Raw genomic sequence first — 20,779 nt, forward strand, 5'->3', positions numbered from 1 at the left:
GTCAGTCCCTGTAACGGATCAAGGCGTCGCCCAGCGCGGCCTGAAGCGGCGCGAGCCAGGGTTCGTAGTTGCGCCACTGCGCCAGGCCGTCGCGGCTGATCGGTCGCCGCACCTGTTCTGAACTGGGCGTGCGCACGCTGCGCCGGGTCTGATGGAAGTCCAGACAGGCCGGTTCGAACGCCAGCCCGCAATGCTCCAGCATCCGCCGCACCCCGCCCTCGAGATCCTCGACCAGATCCTCGTACTGCACCCGAAGCACCCGTCCCGGCAGCACCTCGTCCCAATGCCGCATCAGGTCCAGATAGCTGCGGTAGTAGCGGGCGATAGCGTCGATATCGTTGGTGAATTCCTGATTGGTCGTGCCGAACAGCTGTTTCAGATTGCTGAAGCAGCAGGCCATGGGTTCGCGCCGCACATCGATGATCTTCGCCTTCGGCAGGATCAGATGGATCAGGCCGATATGCCAGAAATTGTTCGGCATCTTGTCGATGAAGAACGGCCGCCCCTCCCGGCGATAGGTCCGCGTCTCGGCCAGGAACCTTTCGCCCAGAGCACGAGCCTCCGCCGCCGACATCTGAAGCACAGCCGCCGGCCGAACCGGCAGGCCGCAGTCGGGATCACGCCCGAACAGTTCGCCGGCGTAGCGACCGATCTCCGTCAGCTCCTGCGTCCCCTCGACCTGTGAATGCGAAGCCAGGATCTGCTCGATCAGCGTCGATCCAGAACGCGGCAAGCCCAGAACGAAGATGGGATCGGCGTCCGGCGCCCCGCAGTCGGCGCGGTCGTTGAACACCTCGGCCGTAAACGCCTGGGTGGTGCGCGCGGCGCAGGCCTCGGCGACCTCGGGCCTGTACCGGCCCAGCGAACGCCGGACCTCGTTCCCTTGGGCGTACCAACGCCACGAACCGGCATAATCCGCCCGATCCTCCAGCGCCTTGCCCAGGGCGAAGGCCAGATAGACCCGGTCCATATCCTGCAAGTCCGTCCGCGCCGCCGCGGCCTGCAACCGCTCGACATCAGCGTCCGAGAAGCTGTGGAGCTTCAGATTGGCCAGACTGAACCAGGCGACGCCATAGTCGGGCCGCGCGGCCAGGGCGGCGCGATAGTCGGCCACCGCCTCCTCCAGCCGACCCGTGACCTTCAGGGCGTTCGCACGCCACAGCCTCAGCTCCGCCGTCTCGGCGCCGACCACGGGTGCCCCGTCCAGCAGCCGCCGATAAATCTCGATCACCGGCTCATAGTCGCCCAAGGCCACGCAGGCGGCGGCGAACAGTTTCAGATGCTCTCGTCGCTCTGGTTCGCGCTGCAGCAGTCGTTCCGCTTCGCGCCGCGCCGCCTGCGGCTTCTGCCGCTGCAACAGAATCATGGCGTAGTCGAAGCGCGCGGCCTCATAGTCCGGCGCACTGGCCAGCACCCCCTCCAACAGGGTCTCCGCCTCTTCCGCATCGCCGCAGGCCTGACGAATGCGCGCGAGCAGACGCAAGGCCCCGGCCGACGGCCCCTGGCGGTACAGCACATCACGGATGACCGTCTCGGCTTCCGCCAGATCGCCGTCGGCCAACAGACTGTCCGCCGCCACGATCTCCGGCGGCAGACGCCTCAGCATCGCCAGCCTCTGCGCCGCCCCGTCCGCAGGCCCAGTCTCGCCTCGCATCCGGTGCAACTGCTCCAGCATGTCCCAGCTGGCCGGCAGGCTGGGGTTCAGCCGGACCGCCTCTCCCAGAGCCTTGAGCGCCGACGGCGCGTCGCCGAGCAGGACATGGCAGTGACCCCGCTCCTGCAAAGCGCGGCTGAATCGGGGATGGAGCCCCTGCAACCGATCCAGAACCGCCAGGGCCTCCGGCGCCCGCCGCGCCGCGCGCAGGTCTATGGCCTGACGCAGCAGGGCGTCGCGATCGGTCGGCGCGCCGACGGGCTCAGCCGCCGCTATCATCGCGGGGCGGCGGCCAGCAGCGGCGCCAGCCAGTTCGGATCCGGCTGGTCCGCGTCATAGTATTCGAAAATCAGATGAATTCGGTCGGTGGCGCCGCCGTTTCGCACCCAGTGCGGTCCCAGATTATTGACCTCCACCGCCTCACCGACCGGGAACCGGTGCTCCTGCCCGCCGAAGAAGGAGACGACCTCCGGGTTGGTCGTGATCGGCACATGGATCTTGTGCGGCCATTTGGCGGCCGGATTGGCGTCGATATGCGGATGGATCACGCCGCCCGCCGGCATCCGGGCCAGCATCACGCGCGGAAAGACTCCCCGCCCATAGCCATAGGCCTGAACCGCCTGGGCCAGCACCGGCTCCAGCAGCGCGCGCCACGCCCCCCAGAGCGGGCGATCGTGCGAACCTCGCCAGTCGCGCGGACTGTCGACGAACCGGAACACGATGTGCCGGGTCTGGTCCAGCACCTCGAACTTGTTCGGCTTGCTCTGGTTTTCCGCGTCCCAGACGGCTTCCGGAATCTCCAGCACGGCGGCATGCAGGGCGGCGATATCGACCGGCCCCAGCCTGCGGATCGTCGCGGTCTTTCGCGGATTGGCGGCGGGCGCGACGGTCATGGCGATCACCTCAGCCCTTCGAAGCTGTAGCCGAACAGTTCGATATCCTGAGCATAGCGGGCGGCGACGCCGTCGATCAGCTGTTTGTCGTAATAGAGCCGATAGTCGCCGTGGGTGCTGGCGTTCACCCGGTCCAGCGGACGCGCGGCGATGCCGATACGGGCGCAAAGACTATCGTAAGAGGCCTGCATCTCCTCCACCCGCCCGAACTGATCGGTCAGCAGGGTCTTGCCGTCCTCGTCCGCCAGCAGCGACGCCTGAGGCTGGAACAGGATGTGCTGTTCCGGCGGCTGCTGAAACAGGAAGTGGCGCATCACGTCGCGCGGGCGGCGCTGGAAGACGTCGCCGTCGCGCAGCATGAAGGCGCAGTAGGAGACGAACCGGTCGAACGGATTGCGCACAAAGGCGAACTTGAAATAGTCGGCGAACGCCTCTTCGCCGACATAGGGTCGAATCTGCCGCAGGGACAGGTGGCCGTGGCGGATCGCCGCCAGATCTTCCCAGGGGAAGCGCTTGTCGATGAACAACCCCACCTGTTCCAGGTCCTCCTTCCCCATCTGCTCGCGCAGGGCGCGGCGCACGGCATGGGTGCCGGTTTTGGGCACGGCGGCGAAGATGAACCGGTGATGGTGGGAAACGATCATGCTTCTGGACATCCAGAAAAGGGCGCCCCTCCCCCCGAAGGGGGCGGGGCGCCCAGCCTAGTCTAAGCGTCGGATCAGAACTTGTAGGTCAGGCCGGCCGTATAGGTCGTTCCGCTCTGGTTCTGATTGTACAGATACTCGTTCTGACCCCAGAACTGGGTGTCCTTTTCGTTCGTCAGGTTGACCGCGTCGAACGTCAGCTGCAACGACTCGGTGATGTTGAAGAAGGCTGCGGCGTCGACATAGGTGCCGCCTTCGAACCCGCGCGTGCTGGCGCTCATGACGGCAGTATTGTAGCCGGTGTACCACTTGTCGCGATAGTTCAGCGAGGCGCGCGCACCCCAACGGTCGGTCTCGTAATAGACCGTGGCGTTGTAGCTTGTCTTGGAAATCCCCGTCAGATCGTCCGGCATGTCGATGTAGGTGTAGTTCGCCACAACACCCAGATTGTCGAACGGCGCAGGCAGGAACGACAGTTGGCTCTGCGCCGCCAGTTCCAGGCCTGTCAGTTCCACCCGGCCTTCCTTGTTCACCGGCATCGAGAACTCATTGACGATAGTGCTCGCGGTCGCGCCGGGGATGGTGCTGTAAGGCACCCCCGTTTCGCTGAATGGCACGTCAGTAAACCTCACCGTCTCGATGAAGTTCTTGATGTCCTTATGGAACAAGCTAGCCGACATCAGGCCGACGTCGCCGAAGTAGTATTCGACGGCGAAGTCCAGGGTGTTGTCCTTGTAGGGCTCCAGATTTGGATTACCGCGCGAAGCAGTAATCTTGCCCGAGCTGTCCTGGAAGGCGCTGCCCTCGGCCGCCATCGAGCCGAGGCCCGGACGGTTCAGGTTCTGGGTCGCGGAGAAGCGCACCAGCACCTCCGGCGTCACTTCCAGGACCGCGTTCATGGCCGGCAACACGCCCTCGTAGCTGCCTTCCACGTCGGTCGTGCCCAGATAGGCATAGTTGTCGCCCTGGATCCAGCCGGTGCTGTGGGTGTCGGTGCTGTAGCCGCGCAGGCCGATATTGCCGCGGAAGCGGCGGCCGAACAGTTCGCTGTCCCAGTCGCCCTGAACGAAGCCGGACAGGGTTTCCTCGGTCGTCTCATAGACGTTCTCGATGTCCTGCAAGGCGCCGCCGGTGCCGTCCTTGTTCTGCTCCAGACGGTGGTACTCGTTGTACTTGGCGAAGGCCTTGTCATAGTCGCCGACCAGCCACGATCCGAAGGCGTTGGTGAAGACCGAGGTGACGTCGCCGACCGCCGTGCCGCGCATCTTGGACCGCGTGCCGTTGACATTGTCGTCATAGAACAGGTCTTCGCCCTGCTGGCGGAACTTGTGATAGGCGACGCCGGCGCGCAGCGTCCAGGTGTCGTTCAGTTCGTACCGCGCGTTAAGCTCGCCCTCGTGCAGCTCTGATTCATTGTTGAAGGCGCGGTAGTAGAACGAATCCATCGCATAGTTGGCCGGATTGGTCGGGTCCCAGTTCGGATATTCGAACGAGGCGGACTGGCCGTTCTCGCCATAGTTGGCGATCAGATTGCCCTTGGCGCGCATGTACAGCTTGTCGTCATACGGCGTGTCATAGGTCGACTTTTCCCAACCCACGTGACCGTCGAACTTCAGACGGTCGGACATTTCCCATTCACCGGTCAGCGCGACCTGATTGAACTTGTTCTCGTTCAGCGACCGGCGATGCTCGCTGCCGAAGGTGGCGCCCGTGACGTCGGTCATGGTCACGTAGTTGTCGCTGTCCCAGGTCAGGTCGTTGATGACCGAGGCCGACTGGAAGATCGACGGCCAGACGCCGCCGGCGGCCGTGTCGAAGGCCACCGAACCGGTCGAGGCCAGAGGCCGCGTCGCCAGATGATACTCGTTACGGCGCGTCGTGAACTCGCCGTGCAGCACATCGAGCGTCAGTTCCATGCCATCCATCGGACGCCACTGGACCGCCGCCGTCAGGCCCAGCCGTTCCTGCTCGGCGTTCCACGACGAGATACGATTGCCGTCGGCGAAATACAGATCTCCGGACAGGAACTTGGCCCGTTGGGCGGCGGACAGGCCGGAGATGTTCAATCCCTTGGTCACGAGGCTCTGCATCGTCGCGGCGCTGGGGTTGGAACGGTTATACGTGTTGTGGCCCTGCTCCGTCGTCTCGCGTTTGCTGTAGGCGGCCGAGAAGGAGACGCCGAACACATTGTCCCAGTTCTGGGTGAACAGGGCGGCGATGCGCGGCTGGGTGTCTTCGGTATATTCGTTGGTGCCGACCTTCAGCGACAGGGCGCCGTCGGCGCCTGTGCCGTAGTCAAAGGGCTTGCCGGTGAACAGGCCGACGGTGCCGGCCATGCCGCCCTCTTTCTGCGCGGCTTCAAAGGTCTTCTCGACCTCGACCCGCGAGAACAGTTCCGAAGCGAAGATATTGAAATCGAACGCGCGGTCACGCGACCGCTGGCCGCGGCTGTCTTGCGCCGAGTCGACGTTGCCCAGCACTTCCATGCCGTTCAGCTGCACCCGGGCGAAGTCCGGACCGAGGCCCCGCAGCGAGATCCGACGGCCCTCGCCGGCCTCACGGTTGATCTGCACGCCGGGCAGGCGCTGCAGCGATTCCGCCAGATTGAGATCCGGGAACTTGGCCATGTCCTCGGCCACAATGGCGTCGACCTGGATGACCGAATCCTGCTTGATCGCCCGCGCGTCGCTCAGCGACTTGCGGAAGCCGGTGACGACGATCTCGTCGACCTCGGCGGTCGCCGCCTCCTGGGCGAAGGCTGCGGATGCGCTGGCGCCGGCGACCGCCGCCGACACCGTCGCCAACAGCACCTTCTTGAGGTTCGGGCCCATGCCCCGAACGGGATATTGCTTCGACATAATCGTGTCCCCCGACAAACTGGTGTGAACCAAGCGGCTCGGTCCGACGCACGGCCAATCTGACCGCCGCCGCCAAGTCCGGCTTCATTAGGTCGCGGGCGTTTCAGTCATGTGACGGTTTGAGGGAATTATGTTGAATTATGTGGTTATGTGTGGGAACGCCAAAACGGCGCCCTGGAGATCCCTCAGCCAAAATACCTAAGCCAATCAATCCAGAAGTCAGGAAACACGCCAACTCGCTGGATTTTAAGCTGCATGCGGAACGAAAACCTGGCCCCACTAGAACGCCATTCATATGAGAGGCTTAAGGCTACTTATGTGGTTGTGTGTGGGATTTGGCGTTGGTAAGGGGATCGATCATGAGCGCCCCCCTCCTCAAAGACTCGAAACATCTCAGCCAAGGCGCCCGCCTGGCGGAGATCCTTCAGCTGATGGAGGAGAAGGTCTTCTGGACCGTGTCCGAACTCGCTGAGCGGTTTCAGGTCTCCGAAGAAACTATCCGCCGCGACGCCCGCCAACTGGAGCGCAGCGGCGTTGTGCAAAAGGTGCACGGCGGACTGTCCTCGACCAATAATCTGATCGAGGCGCCCTATCGCATCCGCCTGCGCGAAAACGCCGAGTCCAAGCAGAAGATCGCCCAGAAGGCCGCAGGCCTTGTTACCGAAGGCATGACCCTGCTGCTCGATTCCGGCACCACCTGCCACTGGCTGGCTCGCGCCCTGGCCTCGGTGCGCAATCTCACCATCGTCACCAACAGCGTCGAGATCGCGCACGAGGTTCTGGGCAATCCCGGCCAGCGCCTGCTGCTGGCGGGCGGCCAGGTCAATCCGGTCCACAACGCCGCCTTCGGCCCGGAAGCCAAGTCCTTCTGCCGCCGCTTCGCCCCCGACCTGACCATCTTGTCGATGGGCGCCGTGGACGCGGACCGGGGCTTCCTCGACTTCGACGCCGACGAGGCCTCGTTCAAACAGAGCCTGCTGGAACAGGCGCGCCGCATCGTCGTGCTGGCCGACCATACGAAGTTCGCCAAGTCCGGCTTCATCCAGGTCGCGTCTTTCCGCGACGTCCAGGACCTGGTGACCGACCTGCCCCCGCCCGGCGGCGTTTCCAGAGTCGCAGCCCAGTGGGACACCCGGCTGCATGTCGCCGATCCGACCTAGTCAACGCACCCGCGTGTCCACCCTGATCCGCACGGCGTCGTGACGCCAGTGCTCGCGGTCGGACTCCACCACCCGCCCCTGGGCGTCATAGCTGGCGCGCCGCACCGCCAGACCCGGCAGACCGGACTTCACCCCCAGAACCTCGGCCTCATGGCCAGTCAGGGCTCAGGGCTGCATGCTGACCACGTCGCCCGAGACCGACAGCCCATAGGCGCCCTTCAATATGTCGGTCAGCGACTGGTCGAACGAAAAAGCGCGACAGGTCGTTCGTCATACAGGCACCTGACTGATCGAGCCGTTTTTCCGACGCCAGACGATTATCACCAAGCGCGCTCTTTAAGGCCGCCATTTCACGAAAGCTTCGCCAACCATCGGCCTTCCGTCTGGTACGGACCAGTGACGCCCTCATCGCAAATGCGGCGCGGACGACGGTCGGGAAAATAACGGCGCCCCTCCCCGGCCTGGCCCCGCCATGTCTTCAGGAGCCCTTCCATGCGCACGCCCCTCCTCTGCCTGCCCCTTCTGGCGGCCGCCCTCGTCGCCGCGGCGCCTGCCCACGCCGAGCCCCGCCGCGCCGGCCATGTGATCATCATCGGCGTCGACGGCCTCAGCCCCGACGGCGTCAACAAGGCCGACACCCCAGTCCTGGACGACATGATGGCCAAGGGCAGCTGGAGCCTGCACGCCCGCGGCGTCCTGCCGACCACCAGCGGCGCAAACTGGGCCTCAATCATCACCGGCGCCGGCCCCGAGCAACACGGCGTCACCAGCAACGACTGGCAGGTGGGTGAGTTCAACTTCCCCACCTCGGTCACCGGCTCCGGCGGTTTCTTCCCCTCGATCTTCCAGGTCCTGACCGATCAGAACCCGGGGCTGGAGATCGGCTCCATCTACAACTGGGACGGCTTCGGCCGTCTCTACGGCCACCGTTTCGTCGACTACGACGCCCATGGCGCGGACGAGGACAAGACCACCGACCTGGCCGTCAACTATATCAAGGCCCGGCGTCCGGACTTCCTCTTCATCCACCTGGACCACGTCGATCACGCCGGACACGCCGACGGCCACGGCACGCCCCACTATTATGAAGCGGTCACCAAGGCCGACGCCCTGATCGGCCGCATCCGCCAGGCGACGGTCGAGGCCGGCATCGCCGAGGACACGGTCATCCTGGTCACCTCCGACCATGGCGGCGTCGGCAAGGGCCATGGCGGCGAAAGCCTGGCCGAGCTGGAAATCCCGTGGATCGCCTATGGCGAGGGCGTAAAGCCCGGCGTCGAACTGGATCTGCCCATCAACACCTTCGACACCGGCGCGACGGTCGCCTGGCTGCTGGGCGCCGATGTTCCCTACGCCTGGCTGGGCCGCCCGGTGCGGCCGATCCTTCAGGGCGAGGCCATGCCGGTCCAGGCCTATCGCACCAGCAGTTTCTACGCCTCTCCGGCCATCCTGCCGGCCGGATCGGGCAACACCCCGCCCGGCGGCCTGTTCATCGACGGCCCGGCCCGCATGAGCCTGCAAAACCCGAACGCCGTGGGCGAAGTGCGCTATACGCTGGACAACTCGACGCCGACACCCGCCTCCCCCGTCTACGCCGGCCCGGTCGAGATCACGCGCAACACCATTGTTCGGGCCGGCCTGTTCGTCGATGGAAAACCGGCCAGCGTCCCGTCGGTCGGCTATTTCCGCGTTCTGGACCCGCGCATCGCCGCCAGCCGGGGCGTGACCTACAGCGTCTATCTGCTGCCCGAAGCCCCGGTGCGGCTGCCCGACTTCTCCCGCCTGACGCCGGTCGCATCCGGCAGGGTGCACGAGATCACGATCGACGGCCTGACCCTGCCGCGCGAGGACGCGGTCGCCGTGGTGTTCGAAGGCCAGATCCAGATCGACACCGCCGGCGAATACGGCTTCTCGACCGCCTCGGACGACGGCAGCAAACTCTATATCGACGGCAAGACGGTCGTGGACAATGACGGCGATCACGGCGTGATCACCGCCGCCGGCACGATCCGCCTCGAACCCGGCAAGCACGCCATTCGCGTCGAATGGTTCAACGGCGGCGGCGGCGCCTGGCTGGGCGCCTATGTCGAGGGTCCAGGCATTCCGCGCCAGTTCATCGACCCGAACCGGCTGACCCCGCGCTGAAGAGGCTGGCGGGGGATGATCCGGCGGCGCCCGCTCGATCACCCTCGCCTACCCACATCCTGGCTTTTTGGTATAGACCAAAAAGCACTTATAGAGCGCCCATGATCCGCCCTGCTTCACCTGAAGACTTCATCGCCGTCATCTTCGACCTGCTCGAGCGGATGGGCGGCGACCACTACGGCGAGGCCGTGACCCAGCTGGATCACGCCCTTCAGACGGCGCACCACGCCCGCGAAGCCGGGGAAACGGACGCTCTCGTCGCCGCCGCCCTGCTGCACGACATCGGCCATCTTCTGCAGAAACACGGACAGGACGCCGCAGATCGCGGCATAGACGCCGTGCACGAAAGGATTGGCGCCGCCTGGCTGGCACAGGCCTTCGCGCCCGAGGTGTCCGAACCGGTCCGACTACACGTCGAGGCCAAACGCTATCTGGCCAACGCTGAGCCCGGCTATGCGGACGCCCTCAGCCCCGCCTCGCTCCAGAGCCTGCATCTCCAGGGCGGCCCCATGAACCAAGACGAGGCCGCCGTCTTCCGCACCCATCCCCATTTCGATACGGCCATCCGCCTGCGCCGCTACGACGAGATGGGCAAGACCGAAGGGGCCGTCATCGCCCCGCTCGCCACCTACAGGGACAAGCTGACGGCCCTAGCCGCACGCTCCGCCTAGGCCGCGCGCCGGGCCGCCTCGGCTTCCAGCGCCGGAACCAGATCCGCGACCGTATCGATGACCAGATCGGCGCACGCCGCATAGAGCCGCTCGGACGCCGGCGCCAGCATCCGGGCATGCGCCTCCGGCTCCAGCGCCGTCAGCGCCTGCTCGCTCTAGCCGACCATATTGCCCGAGGCGGCGACCCTCAGGGTGAAACAGCCGGCGTTGCGCCCCTCGGCCATCCCCAATTCCGCGTCGTCGACCTTGACCACCCGCGACAGGGGCTAGACGTCCAGATCCAGGCAGGCCTTGTAGATCATCAGCGGCGACCGCCGTCCCTGCGGCGTTTGTGGGCGCAGACCGGGATTCGGGCCGCCACGGCCACTTACGGGAAAAAATGGCGGAGACGGAGGGATTCGAACCCTCGGTACCCCTTACAGGGTACGACGATTTAGCAAACCGTTGCCTTCAGCCACTCGGCCACGTCTCCAGCGAAGGGCTCGATAGCCGAGCATGATGCGTCGTGCAATCCGGTTCGAACCAAAGACCTGTTGTTAACGCGACATAGAGGCGGCGCATGCAGGGTGGCGGCCGTGCGGAAACTCCGGATCGACATGCCCGACTGCGCCCGTCCTCTTGCCGCGCCGACCGCAGCGAGTGCGAACGACCGCGCCGCCGCCAGCCTCGCGCCGCATGCCGAGCGGGGTCCGTTCCGGCCGGAGGTGTGGCGCAACGCGCGCCAGCGCTCGACCGTGCGGCTGGCCGCCTATTATTTCCGCGCCGCTGACGTTCTGGCTGTGGTCGGTCTGGCCGTTGTGGCCCTGTGGTCGCTGGGGTCTCTCGATGTGAAGACCCTGACCGTCGGCGCCGTCCTGCCCCTGGCGACCGGCGTCGTCGTCGCCCTGGCCCTGCTGCGGAGCCTGGGCCTTTATCGATTCGGGGCAGAGCCGACGCCCCTGCTCCATCTGGTCGGGGTGGTCGGGATCGTCGCCTTGGCGATCGGGGCGGCGCTGCTGGTGGGTCTGGGCCTGGACGGGCACGGCCTGGGGCCGGTTTTACCCTGGGGTCTTGCGGCGACGGTCTGTCTGGTCGCCCTGCACGGCTTATGGCGGGTGCTGGCGGCGCGTTGGCGACGGCAGGGCCTGCTGTCGCCCAATATCGTCATCGTCGGGGCGACCCGGAACGCCGAGGCCCTGATCCGGCGGGCGCTGGAACGGCGCGACCTGAACGTGCTGGGCGTGTTCGACGACCGCCTGGCCCGCTCGCCTGACCGTCTGGCCGGGGTGCCGGTGCTGGGCGGGGCCAACGCCCTGCTGACCCATCGGATGCTGCCCTATGTCGACCGGATCGTTCTGGCGATCGACGCCGATGCGGGCGCGCGGGTGCGGGATCTGACGCGCCGTCTGGAGACCCTGCCCAATCCCCTGACCGTCCTGTTCAATTCCGACGCCAGTCGTGAGGCGGCGCTGAATCGTCTGGCCGGTCCGTCCCTGGCCGAGATCGGGTCCGCTCCCGACGCCGACCGCCGCGCCTTCGTCAAACGAGTGCAGGATGTGGTGATCGGCGCCCTGGCCCTGGTCGCCTTCGCCCCGGTCATGGCGGTGATCGCCCTGGCCGTACGGCTGGACAGCCCCGGCCCGGTCTTCTTCCGTCAGCGTCGCCATGGCTTCAACCAGGAGACCATCGTGGTGTGGAAATTCCGCTCTATGCGTCACTGCGACGCCGATGCGACCGCCAGCCGCCAGGTCGTCGCCGACGACGACCGCGTCACCCGCGTCGGCCGCTTCATCCGCGCCTCCAGCCTGGATGAACTGCCCCAGCTGTTCAACGTGCTGAGGGGCGAGATGTCCCTGGTCGGCCCGCGCCCTCACGCCATCGGCATGAGGACCGGCGAGACCGAATCCGCGCTTCTGGTCGCCGAATACGCCCACCGTCACCGTATCAAGCCCGGCATGACCGGCTGGGCCGCCGTCTGCGGGTCGCGCGGACCGGTGGACAGCGAGGCCGAGGTGCGCCGCCGCGTCGAGCTGGACATCGACTATATCCAGCGCCAGTCCTTCTGGCTGGACCTGTGGATCATCCTGATCACCATCCCCGTCCTGCTGGGCGACCGGGCGGCCGTGCGGTGAGCGAGAAGCGCATGTTCTGGCGCGGCGTCTGGGGCTATCTGCCGGCCCAGATCGTTCAGGGCGTGGTCGGCTTCCTGACCATCGTCGTCTTCACCCGCCTGCTCAGCCCCGAGGATTTCGGCCACTACGCCCTGGCCTTTTCGGTCACCAGCCTGGCCCATACGGTCAGCTTCAGCTGGCTGGAGGCGTCCATGGCCCGTTTCTGGGCGGCCGAGCGCACGCCGGAGGGCCTGGCGGCCCATTTCGCCAGCCTGTACCGCACCTCCTTCGCCGTCATCGCCGTCTTCGTGCCCGTCGCGGCTCTCGTGGTCTGGCTTCTGCCCCTGACCCCGGCTTTCAAGCTGGCGGTCGGCTTCGGCCTGGCCGGGGCGCCGATCCGCAACCTGGCCAAGCTGGCGCAGGAGCGTTACCGCGCCGCCGGCGAGGTGTCCAAGGCCGCCTCGGTCGATATGTTTGTCGCCGTCCTGGGCTTTCTGGTCGGGGCCGGTTTCGCCCTGGCCGGCGCCGGCGCATCCTCGCCCATGTTGGGGCTGATGATCGCCCCCCTGTTCGCCCTGCCCTTCATCCTGCCGGGCGAACTGCGCCAGTCGGCCGGGGGAACCGTGGATCGCGCGCGGCTGAAGGCCTACGCCGCTTATGGCTATCCGATCGCGGCCTCGCTGACCCTGGCCCTGGTCCTGGCCTCGACCGACCGCTTCCTGTTGGCCGGCTTCATGGATGCGGCGGCGGTGGGCGCCTATCACGCCAGCTACAGCCTGGCGAACCGCACCCTGGACGTGATGTTCATCTGGCTGGGCGCGGCCGGAGCCCCGGCCATGGTCATGGCGCTGGAGCGCGGCGGCCGCGAGGCCCTGCGCCAGACGGCCCTGGAACAGGGCTCGACCCTGATCCTGATCGGCCTGCCCGCCGCCGTCGGCCTGTCCCTGGTCGCCCGCCCCCTGGCCGAACTGATGATCGGCCCCGACCTGCGCGTCGCCGCCGCCCTGGTCACGCCCTGGATCGCGGCCTCGGCCTTCATGTCGGGCCTGATCGCCTATTATTTCGGCTTCGGCTTCACCCTGGGCAAGAAGACCGGCCTGCTGCTGGTCACCATGGCTGTTCCGGCGCTGGCCAACATCCTGCTGAACCTGGTCCTGATCCCCCGGCTGGGCGTGCTGGGCGCCGCCGTGGCCACGGCCCTCAGCTTCGCCATAGGCCTGGTCGCCTGTCTGCTGATCAGCCGCCGCGCCATCGCCCTGCCCATTCCGTGGGAGGCCCTGATCCGGTGCGGCCTGGCCTCGACCGGCATGGCCCTGGTGGTCTGGCGTTTGCCGCCCCTGGGCGGGTTTGTCGAACTGGTGCTGGACGCGAGCGTCGGCGGACTGGTCTATGCGGCCCTGGCGCTGACGCTCAACGCCGCCGGGGTGCGCGACGTGCTGTACCGACTGATCCAGACGCGACGGGGAGCCCCGGCATGAGCGGCTCCCGCGCCGATATCCACGACAACCCCGGCTGGGCCGCCGCCCGGCCCGAACTGTCGGTCCTGATCCCCTTCCTGCGCGACGATCCCGAGCCCCTGCTGCGCCGGCTGGATACCGAAGGCCCCGCCCTGGCCGGCCGGGTCGAGCTGATCCTGCTGGACGACGGCACGGGCGACGCCGCCCTGACCGCCCGGCTGAAGGCGGCGCTGGACGCCCTGGCCCTGCCCGCCCGCCTCGTCACCCTGTCCGCCAATGAAGGCCGGGCGCGCGGGCGCAATCGCCTGACCATCGCCGCCCGCGCCGGCTCCTGGCTGTTCCTCGACAGCGACATGAAGCCGGACAGCCCCCGCTTTCTCCAGACCTGGGTCGATCTGATTGCGCGCGACGACCCCGCCGTGGCCTTCGGCGGTTTCTCGCTGAAACAGGCGCCACGCGACCGCCGCTTCGCCGTCCACCGCGCCCTGTCCGGCGCCAGCGAATGCGTCCGCGCCGCCCAGCGCGCCAGGACGCCCGAGAAATACGTCTACACCTCCAACCTGCTGGTCCGGCGCGACGTCTTCGCCGTCGAATCCTTCGACCCCGGCTTCACCGGCTGGGGGTGGGAGGATGTCGAATGGGCCATGCGGGTCGCCCGCCGGTTCCCGGTGGTCCACATCGACAATCCGGCCACCCACATGGGCCTGGACACGGTGCCGGACCTGGCGCGCAAGTTCGACCAGGGCGCCGCCAACTTCGCCCGCGTGGTCGCCCTGCACCCCGAGATCGTCCAGACCTACCCCAGCTACAAGGCCGCCCGCGCCCTGAAACGCCTGCCGTCCCTGCCCCTGATCCGTCGCCTGGCCCGGGGCGCCGCCCTGTCGCCGCTGTTGCCGACCCGCACCCGCGCCTTCGCCCTGCGTCTGTATCGCGCCGCCGTCTATGCGGACGCCATCTGATGCGGGACGTCGCCGTCCTGATTCCCACCCTGCGCCGCCCCGCCATGCTGGAGCGGGCCCTGCGTTCGGTCTTCGCCCAGGTCGGGTCGCTGGACCGGATCGCCGCCGTGGTCGTCGCCGACAATGACCCCGAGGGTTCGGCCGCCGCCCTGATCGACCGCCTGCGCGTCGAGGCGCCGGTTCCCCTGACCTATGCCCACGCCCCGGTCCCCGGCGTCGCCACGGCCCGCAACGTGGGCCTGGCCGCTACCGACGCCCGCCTGATCGCCTTCCTGGATGACGACGAGGCCGCCTCCCCCGGCTGGCTGTCCGCCCTGTTGCAGGCCCAGTCTCAGACCGGCGCCGACGTCCTGTTCGGCCCGATCCGGGGCCGCGTCCCCGAGGGCACGGGATGGACCACCGCCTATCTGGAGCGGTTCTTCGGCCGCGACGGCCCGACCCAGACCCGCCTGACCGACCAGATCCACGGCTGCGGCAACAGTCTGATGGTCCGCGCCACGGCCCTGCCCGGCCCCGCCCCCTTCGACTCCGCCATGGACCAGACCGGCGGCGAAGACGACCGCCTGTTCACCGCCCTGCAAGCGCGCGGCGGCCGGTTCGGCTGGGCCGCCGACGCCTGGGTGGACGAGTTCGCGCCCCCCGACCGCGCCACCCTGAGCTACGCCCTGATGCGCGCCTTCGCCTATGGCCAGAGCCCCAGCCAGATGGCCGCCGCCCGCGGCGACTGGCCCGGCGTCGCCCGTTGGATGCTGATCGGCGCCGCCCAGACCGCCGTCTGGGGCCTCGCCTCCCTCGCCCTCACCCTGCTGCGCCGCCCTGCCCGCGCCGAAACCCTGGACCGGATGTCGCGCGGGCTGGGAAAGGTCTTCTGGACCAGCTGCTTCGAACCGAAACTCTACGGCGCGGCGATGGTGCGGCGGACGGGGGCCTGACGACCGAGTCGTCGTCTGCAAGCCGACCGGTGGGCGGCTTTCTTTCGGTGCGACATGCAATTGCCTTCGGTCATGTCGTCTTAACAAAAGTGGATCAACTTAGGGTTTTAGTCCGACCAACCTGTTTGTTCGTGAACCTTCCATGGTGGAGACAGCGATGACTTTGATCTCTAGCGTGACGGTTGGGCCCCAGGCATCGGCCGACAAGGGCACGGTGGATCCGGGCCTCAAGGCGATCATCGACGAACTAAACGACGACTCCGGCGCAGTGAGTTCGAGACGAAAGGCTGCGATTATGGATGACATCCAGCAGCGACGTTATGATATTCCGTCGAGCAACAAGGCCACGCAAGATTACTTCACGGCAGGCTTTACAGCTTCAAGCTTCCAAAAGCGCGGCAACGAACTAAGCATGCAGCTTCATTCGCAACTGTCTGCACGCGTATCTCAATCACACAGCAGCTCCGATACATTCGAGTTGCAGCTTGGTTTTTACAAAGCACTGTCCGAGGACGATAAGATCGCCTTCGCCGCCTACAAAGGTCAATCGCCCGAAGATTGGCAAGCAACCATGGAGGCGCGCCTCAAGCTGGCCGACCGCATCGAAGCTGCACAAGCGAGCGGTGAACTGGGACTGGACGGCCATCCTACAGGCAAGGCCAGCGCCGCTTTGAGCATGCTGATCGAGATAAGCGACGCATTCCACAAGATGAACATGGCCGACAAGGCCGCCGTCAACGCCTGGACGCGCTCGGTGAACGAAACGTTTGGCCGCCCCCCTGCCGTCCGCGTCGATCTATCGGACGAAGCCAAGGCCTATCTCAATCGCGGATAGGTCTCGACGATCTTGGGTGCGTCTCACGTCGGCACCGGGACTTCAGCCCGCCAGCCGGCTCAGGAACTTGGGCGGCTTGTAGGTCGAGCGGTTCATGACCACTCCGGCGATACGGCCGCCGACGGCCTCGATCTCGTCGCGCAGGATCACCGGTCCGCTCGCGGTCGCGCCGCCGGCCGCCACCACCAGAACCGTCATGTCCACGAAGGGCGCCAGGATGATCGCCATGTCGTTGCGGTCGGCGGCGGGGCTGTCGATGACGATGGTGTCGGCGTGCGGCCGCAGGGCGTCCCAATAACCGGCCTCGCCGATCGCCTCGACCCGGTGGCCAGAGCGCAGGGCCTCCATGTGGAAGCGCGTGATCCACAACCGGCCGCCCAGGCAGGGTCGCGCAGTCAGCAGGCGCGCGGGTGGGATCGGCTTGCCGTCCCGTCCCGTCGGCGCGGGGGTGACGGCGAAGAAGCTTGAACCGTCGGGCGAGGCCTGGGCCGGCTTGCCCAGTTGGCCGAACCGGTCCGGTTCGGCGGCGATTGCTTCGAGCTGCCCCTGCTGGGCCAGGTCCCCGTCCACCAGCCAGACCGGCTTTCGCGCACGGACGGCGGCCAGGCGCGCGAACTCCCGCGCCACGGTCGAGACGCCTTCTCCGGTCGTGGCGGCGGCGAACTGGATCACGCGGGCGCGGTGCGCCGGCGCCGGACCCAGCGCCGCCCACAGGCCCGCCATTTCGGACGTCAGATCGACCATCGAATCGCCACGCGCTCCATCGGCTCAGCCTAACACGGGCATGAGGCTAGTGCGCCTTCGCCGGAGCCACGGCCAGGACCGGCATATCCAGCGTCCGCCGCACCGAGTCCGGCGTTGCAAAGCCGCGCCGCGAGAAGATCCGCAGCAGGCCGATGCACAGGGCGGTGAAGGCGGCGAACAGGAAGACCGCCGCCAGGGCCGGCGCCTTCAGGCTCTTGCCGGTCGAGGGGGGCTGGGCGCGTTCGATCACGGTGACATTGTCGGCGCCGGCGGCGACCAGGGCGTTGTCCGCCCGGCTCTGGCTCTCGCGCTGCTGGAACTCGCGAATATTGGCGGTCAGGACTTCGCGATTGCCGGCCAGGGTCGCGTTTTCGGACTCCAGCGCCGTCAGCCGCGCCTGCCGCGCCCGAATGTCCGTCAACTGACGATCCAGCGCCGAGAGCCTCGCCGCAAGGGCGTCGCGGTCGGCCTGGGTGTTGATCCGGTTGGTCTCCAGCTCGGTCCAGACAGGGTTCGGCCCGGTGCGGACCTCCTTGGCCCCCACCGCCGTACCTGTGCCCACATAGGCCTGCAGCTGGGCGATCCGCGCCTCGATGTCCCTCACCGGCTGGGCGTCCGGCTGATAGCGCGACAGCAGCTGCTCGCGCTCGGTCCGCAGTTGCAGCACCTGATCCTGGGCCGAGATGTTCAGGTCCTGCTGAAGCGCCACCTCCGCCGGGGTCGCCGCCTGCTGCGCCACCAGGGTGTTCAGCCTCTGGCTGGTCTGGTTCAGCTGGCTCTGGGTCGATAGCCGGTCGGTGAAGACCGTCTGATAGACGGCCGCCAGCGTAGTCTTGGCGGCGGTGAAGTCGCCGATGTCGTTGCTGGTCAGGAACTGCTCATAGGCCTGATCCGCCGCGCTCAAATCGCCTTCGAACGCCAGTCTCTGGGTGGCGATGGCGGGGGTCTTGTCCTGGAAGACCTCGCGGCGATAGGCCAGATATTGCTCGATCACGGTGTTCAGCACGCGCGCCGCACGTTCCGGGTCGTCGGCCTCGTAGCTCAGACGGATGATCGCGCTGCCCGGCGCGGTGCCGACGCTCAGACTCGCGCCGATCAGCTTGCGCGCCGCCGCCTCTGCCCGGTCCCGTGACCCCGTCGGCGTCTTGCCCAGGATCGCCGCCGGCCCCAGCGCCTCAACCACGCGCTGGCGCACCTGCCCCGAACTCAGGATCGCGGCCTCGGAATTGGCGACCTCGTCGCCCTGCGGAGCCTGGCCCCGCTCGGCCGTGCCGACGCGGGGTTGATAGACATATTCCTGTCCCACGCCGGCGAAGACCGCGCCCTGGGCCGTGTAGTTCTTCTTCAGGGTGAAGGCGGCGGCGGCGCCCAGGGCGAAGATGACCAGGAAGACGATGATCATCAGCAGCAGTTCGCGGAACAGCAGGCCGACGACGTCCAGCACGCCATAGCGCGGTCGGGTCGTGACATATGCCGTCGAGCGCATAGGCGGGCCGAATCCTGGAAAGTCTCTTGCGAATCCACCTTTCGCCCACCGGCGTTAACCATCGGTTACCCATAAGCGGCGAGTCTGCGACCCAACGCTCCTTTCGTCGGACCAGATCGATTCCATGACGCCAGATCGCCGACTATTCCTGCTGGCCCTCGGATCGGGCTGCGCCGCCCTGGCGGCCTGCGGCGGCAACGCCGCCCGGATGCCGCGCCCGAAGGGCGACGTGCAGCGGGTCCAAGCGGCGGGACGCGGCGACTTCCCCAACATCCCTTTCGCCGACTGGACGGACGAAGAGCCGGACTATCTGCTCTATCCGGGGGACGAGATCGAGGTGGCCCTGCCCACCGCATCTGAATTGACCCGCACCCTGAAGGTCGGACCCGACGGTCGGGTCGCCCTGCCCCTGGTCGGCCAGGTCATGGCGGCGGACCGGACCTTGCCGGAGTTGGAGCGGGAGGTGTCTTCGGCCTACGCCTCGCAACTGGTGCGGCCGGTCGTGGAGGTGACGTTGCGCCAGGCAGGGCCGATCCGCGTCTGGATCGACGGCGAGGTGCGGACCCCGGGCGTGATCGAGATGACTGGCGATCTGGACGCCTATCAGGCCGTGGTCCAGGCGGGCGGCTTCCTGCCGTCGGGCAAGCCCGAGCGCGCGGCCCTGATCCGGCGTGGTCCCGGCGGATCGCGCATGATGCGGGTGGTCGATCTGCGCCCGCGTCGCGGCGAGGTCGTGGCCCTGCGTCGGGGCGACATCATTTTCGTGCCGCGGTCGACCCTGGGCGAACTCGCCGCCTTCTTCACCCAGGTGCGCGCCGCCCTGCCCATCGGCTTCAGCTATTCGATCAATGGATCGAACGGCAACGGCTACGCCACCTTCTGAAGTCTCAGGCGGCCAGCCGCACCACGCCGGCGTCGATATAGCGACGGGCGGCCTTCTGGGCCTCGGCGATCTCTTCGCGCTCCATCTCCTGGCTCATCTCGCGGCGATAGACGCGCGCCTCGATCGAACCCTTCATGGCGGCCAGGTTGAAGATCATGTGGGCCGAGACCCGGTCCATCGGGCAACCGCCCGAACCGGCCGAATACATCATGCCCAGCTTGAACAGGTCGTCGCCCGACATGTCGACGGTCGGCAGCGGCAAGGACACGACTTCCACGTCGGCCTGCAGGTCGTGCGCCATTTCTTGCGCGTTCATTACCGTATCTCCTGAACGGGCGCCGTTCTGGGCCCGCCTCTGATACCGCATCAAATACCGCCGGTTTGAAGTTAAAGTTAACGGCGCAAGGCGCCGCCAAACTTTTAAGTAAAGCAGGAATGAATACTGCCAAAAGCGTTCAGCGTTCCGATACGATTTGGAAGGGGCTTGTTTACGTCTTGGCGGCCCGCTGACCGAACAGGACCCTGCGCGCCGCCTCGGCGTCCTTGCCCGCCGCGCCGGCGTTTCCACGCCGATCTTCCAGCAGAGCACGCCCGGCCTTGACCGCGGGCCTCGACCCGACCCGATCCATCCAGGCCGCCAGATGCGGAAAGTCCGCCAGAGTCTGCCCCTGCAGCGTCGGCAATATCCACGGCCAGGCGGCCATGTCGGCGATGGAATAGTCGCCCGCCAGATAGTCGCGGTCCTTCAGGCGTCGATCCATGACGCCATACAGACGGTGCGTCTCGTTCGTATAGCGCTGCACCCCATAGGCGATCTGGCGCTGGTCGCGGATCATCGCGGGCGCATACTGGCGGAAATGATGGGTCTGGCCCGCCATTGGCCCCAGGCCTCCGACCTGCCAGAACAGCCACTGGTTCACCTCGACGCGCGCTCGCGCCTCGGTCGGATAGAAGCGGCCGGATTTGTCGCCGAGATACTGCAGGATTGCGCCGGATTCGAAGATCGAGATCGGTTGGCCGCCCGGCCCCTCCGGATCGACGATGGCGGGCATGCGGCCGTTCGGACTGATGGCCTGGAACCCAGGCTCGAACTGTTCACCCGTTCCGATGTTCACCGGCTGGACCTCATAGGCCAGCCCCATCTCCTCCAGCGCGATGGACACCTTCCATCCATTCGGCGTGGGCCAGTACCAGAGCTGGATCGGAGCGGTCATTGCGGCGGTCTTTCCTGTGGCGTGCCTCGCATCTGGGGGCCGCGACACGCAGCCGCAATCCGCATTTCGATCCTGACACGGTCATTCAGGACGCGTTCAGGCGCGGAACCCGACCTTCACCTCATTAACGGGCCAGTTCGTCGTTTCCGTCGGC

18 protein-coding genes and 1 tRNA gene are annotated in these 20,779 nt (G+C 66.9%); 9 read left to right on the forward strand and 10 right to left on the reverse strand.

Features of this window, described 5'->3' with window-relative positions; translation table 11 throughout:
• Nucleotide 1: 1 nt before the first annotated feature.
• The 4 genes from GYM46_RS00995 to GYM46_RS01010 all read right to left on the reverse strand — a co-directional run bounded on the left by GYM46_RS00995 (nucleotide 2) and on the right by GYM46_RS01010 (nucleotide 6,049).
• Nucleotides 2-1,933, reverse strand: coding sequence for a sulfotransferase (locus GYM46_RS00995; protein WP_008262948.1), 1,932 nt, complete (start codon nucleotides 1,931-1,933; stop codon nucleotides 2-4).
• Complete coding sequence (locus tag GYM46_RS01000; RefSeq protein WP_040350001.1) at nucleotides 1,930-2,547, reverse strand: aspartyl/asparaginyl beta-hydroxylase domain-containing protein; 618 nt, start codon at nucleotides 2,545-2,547, stop codon at nucleotides 1,930-1,932. Before GYM46_RS01000 ends, GYM46_RS00995 begins: the two co-directional genes overlap by 4 nt.
• A 5-nt stretch (nucleotides 2,548-2,552) precedes the next feature.
• On the reverse strand, nucleotides 2,553-3,191 hold the full coding sequence (locus GYM46_RS01005) for a sulfotransferase family 2 domain-containing protein (protein WP_008261627.1): 639 nt from the start codon (nucleotides 3,189-3,191) through the stop codon (nucleotides 2,553-2,555).
• Between the two features lie 74 nt (nucleotides 3,192-3,265).
• Nucleotides 3,266-6,049 carry a TonB-dependent receptor gene (locus tag GYM46_RS01010; protein ID WP_040349417.1) on the reverse strand — a complete coding sequence of 928 codons (2,784 nt, stop codon included), beginning with the start codon at nucleotides 6,047-6,049 and terminating at the stop codon, nucleotides 3,266-3,268.
• Between the two features lie 359 nt (nucleotides 6,050-6,408).
• On the opposite strand from GYM46_RS01010, the gene GYM46_RS01015 reads away from it, so the two are divergent.
• On the forward strand, nucleotides 6,409-7,209 hold the full coding sequence (locus GYM46_RS01015; RefSeq protein ID WP_008260967.1) for a DeoR/GlpR family DNA-binding transcription regulator: 801 nt from the start codon (nucleotides 6,409-6,411) through the stop codon (nucleotides 7,207-7,209).
• On the opposite strand, the gene GYM46_RS01020 is transcribed toward GYM46_RS01015, so the two are convergent.
• A complete protein-coding gene (locus tag GYM46_RS01020; RefSeq protein WP_255343281.1) occupies nucleotides 7,210-7,371 on the reverse strand; it encodes a UTRA domain-containing protein in 162 nt (53 codons plus the stop codon). It abuts the gene before it with no gap.
• Between the two features lie 330 nt (nucleotides 7,372-7,701).
• On the opposite strand from GYM46_RS01020, the gene GYM46_RS01025 reads away from it, so the two are divergent.
• Entirely contained in the window at nucleotides 7,702-9,354 is a 1,653-nt protein-coding gene (locus GYM46_RS01025; protein WP_008260261.1) for an alkaline phosphatase family protein, read from the forward strand.
• Nucleotides 9,355-9,455: 101 nt separating this feature from the next.
• Entirely contained in the window at nucleotides 9,456-10,025 is a 570-nt protein-coding gene (locus GYM46_RS01030) for an HD domain-containing protein (protein WP_008261556.1), read from the forward strand.
• 380 nt (nucleotides 10,026-10,405) lie between these two features.
• Here the strand turns inward: GYM46_RS01030 and GYM46_RS01035 are convergent.
• A tRNA-Ser gene (locus GYM46_RS01035) sits at nucleotides 10,406-10,497 on the reverse strand.
• A 94-nt stretch (nucleotides 10,498-10,591) separates the two neighbouring features.
• Between GYM46_RS01035 and GYM46_RS01040 the strand changes: the two genes are divergently transcribed.
• From GYM46_RS01040 to GYM46_RS01060, 5 genes are all read left to right on the forward strand, one after another.
• Nucleotides 10,592-12,136, forward strand: coding sequence for an exopolysaccharide biosynthesis polyprenyl glycosylphosphotransferase (locus tag GYM46_RS01040; RefSeq protein WP_008264150.1), 1,545 nt, complete (start codon nucleotides 10,592-10,594; stop codon nucleotides 12,134-12,136).
• A gap of 11 nt (nucleotides 12,137-12,147) precedes the next feature.
• Nucleotides 12,148-13,593: a lipopolysaccharide biosynthesis protein gene (locus tag GYM46_RS01045; RefSeq protein ID WP_008262348.1), complete on the forward strand. Its 1,446-nt coding sequence runs from the start codon at nucleotides 12,148-12,150 to the stop codon at nucleotides 13,591-13,593.
• Complete coding sequence (locus GYM46_RS01050; protein ID WP_008261335.1) at nucleotides 13,590-14,531, forward strand: glycosyltransferase; 942 nt, start codon at nucleotides 13,590-13,592, stop codon at nucleotides 14,529-14,531. Before GYM46_RS01045 ends, GYM46_RS01050 begins: the two co-directional genes overlap by 4 nt.
• Nucleotides 14,531-15,463 (forward strand): glycosyltransferase family 2 protein, encoded by a 933-nt coding sequence (locus tag GYM46_RS01055; RefSeq protein ID WP_164952578.1) that lies wholly within the window; start codon nucleotides 14,531-14,533, stop codon nucleotides 15,461-15,463. The genes GYM46_RS01050 and GYM46_RS01055 overlap by 1 nt, the downstream gene beginning before the upstream one ends.
• A gap of 157 nt (nucleotides 15,464-15,620) precedes the next feature.
• Complete coding sequence (locus GYM46_RS01060) at nucleotides 15,621-16,298, forward strand: hypothetical protein (RefSeq protein ID WP_040349413.1); 678 nt, start codon at nucleotides 15,621-15,623, stop codon at nucleotides 16,296-16,298.
• 42 nt (nucleotides 16,299-16,340) lie between these two features.
• Here GYM46_RS01060 and GYM46_RS01065 read toward each other — a convergent pair whose 3' ends face one another.
• Nucleotides 16,341-17,042 carry a hypothetical protein gene (locus GYM46_RS01065; RefSeq protein WP_008261560.1) on the reverse strand — a complete coding sequence of 234 codons (702 nt, stop codon included), beginning with the start codon at nucleotides 17,040-17,042 and terminating at the stop codon, nucleotides 16,341-16,343.
• 46 nt (nucleotides 17,043-17,088) lie between these two features.
• Complete coding sequence (locus tag GYM46_RS01070) at nucleotides 17,089-18,528, reverse strand: GumC family protein (protein ID WP_008260211.1); 1,440 nt, start codon at nucleotides 18,526-18,528, stop codon at nucleotides 17,089-17,091.
• A gap of 124 nt (nucleotides 18,529-18,652) precedes the next feature.
• Here GYM46_RS01070 and GYM46_RS01075 point away from each other — a divergent pair, with 124 nt between their 5' ends.
• A complete protein-coding gene (locus GYM46_RS01075) occupies nucleotides 18,653-19,411 on the forward strand; it encodes a polysaccharide biosynthesis/export family protein (protein WP_008259496.1) in 759 nt (252 codons plus the stop codon).
• A 4-nt stretch (nucleotides 19,412-19,415) separates the two neighbouring features.
• Here GYM46_RS01075 and GYM46_RS01080 read toward each other — a convergent pair whose 3' ends face one another.
• Nucleotides 19,416-19,727, reverse strand: coding sequence for a hypothetical protein (locus tag GYM46_RS01080; protein ID WP_008262819.1), 312 nt, complete (start codon nucleotides 19,725-19,727; stop codon nucleotides 19,416-19,418).
• Between the two features lie 172 nt (nucleotides 19,728-19,899).
• Complete coding sequence (locus GYM46_RS01085) at nucleotides 19,900-20,625, reverse strand: glutathione S-transferase N-terminal domain-containing protein (protein ID WP_008261451.1); 726 nt, start codon at nucleotides 20,623-20,625, stop codon at nucleotides 19,900-19,902.
• Nucleotides 20,626-20,779 lie beyond the last annotated feature (154 nt).

Origin of the sequence: Brevundimonas mediterranea (assembly GCF_011064825.1) — a bacterium.
GTDB classification, from domain to species: Bacteria; Pseudomonadota; Alphaproteobacteria; order Caulobacterales; family Caulobacteraceae; genus Brevundimonas; species Brevundimonas mediterranea_A.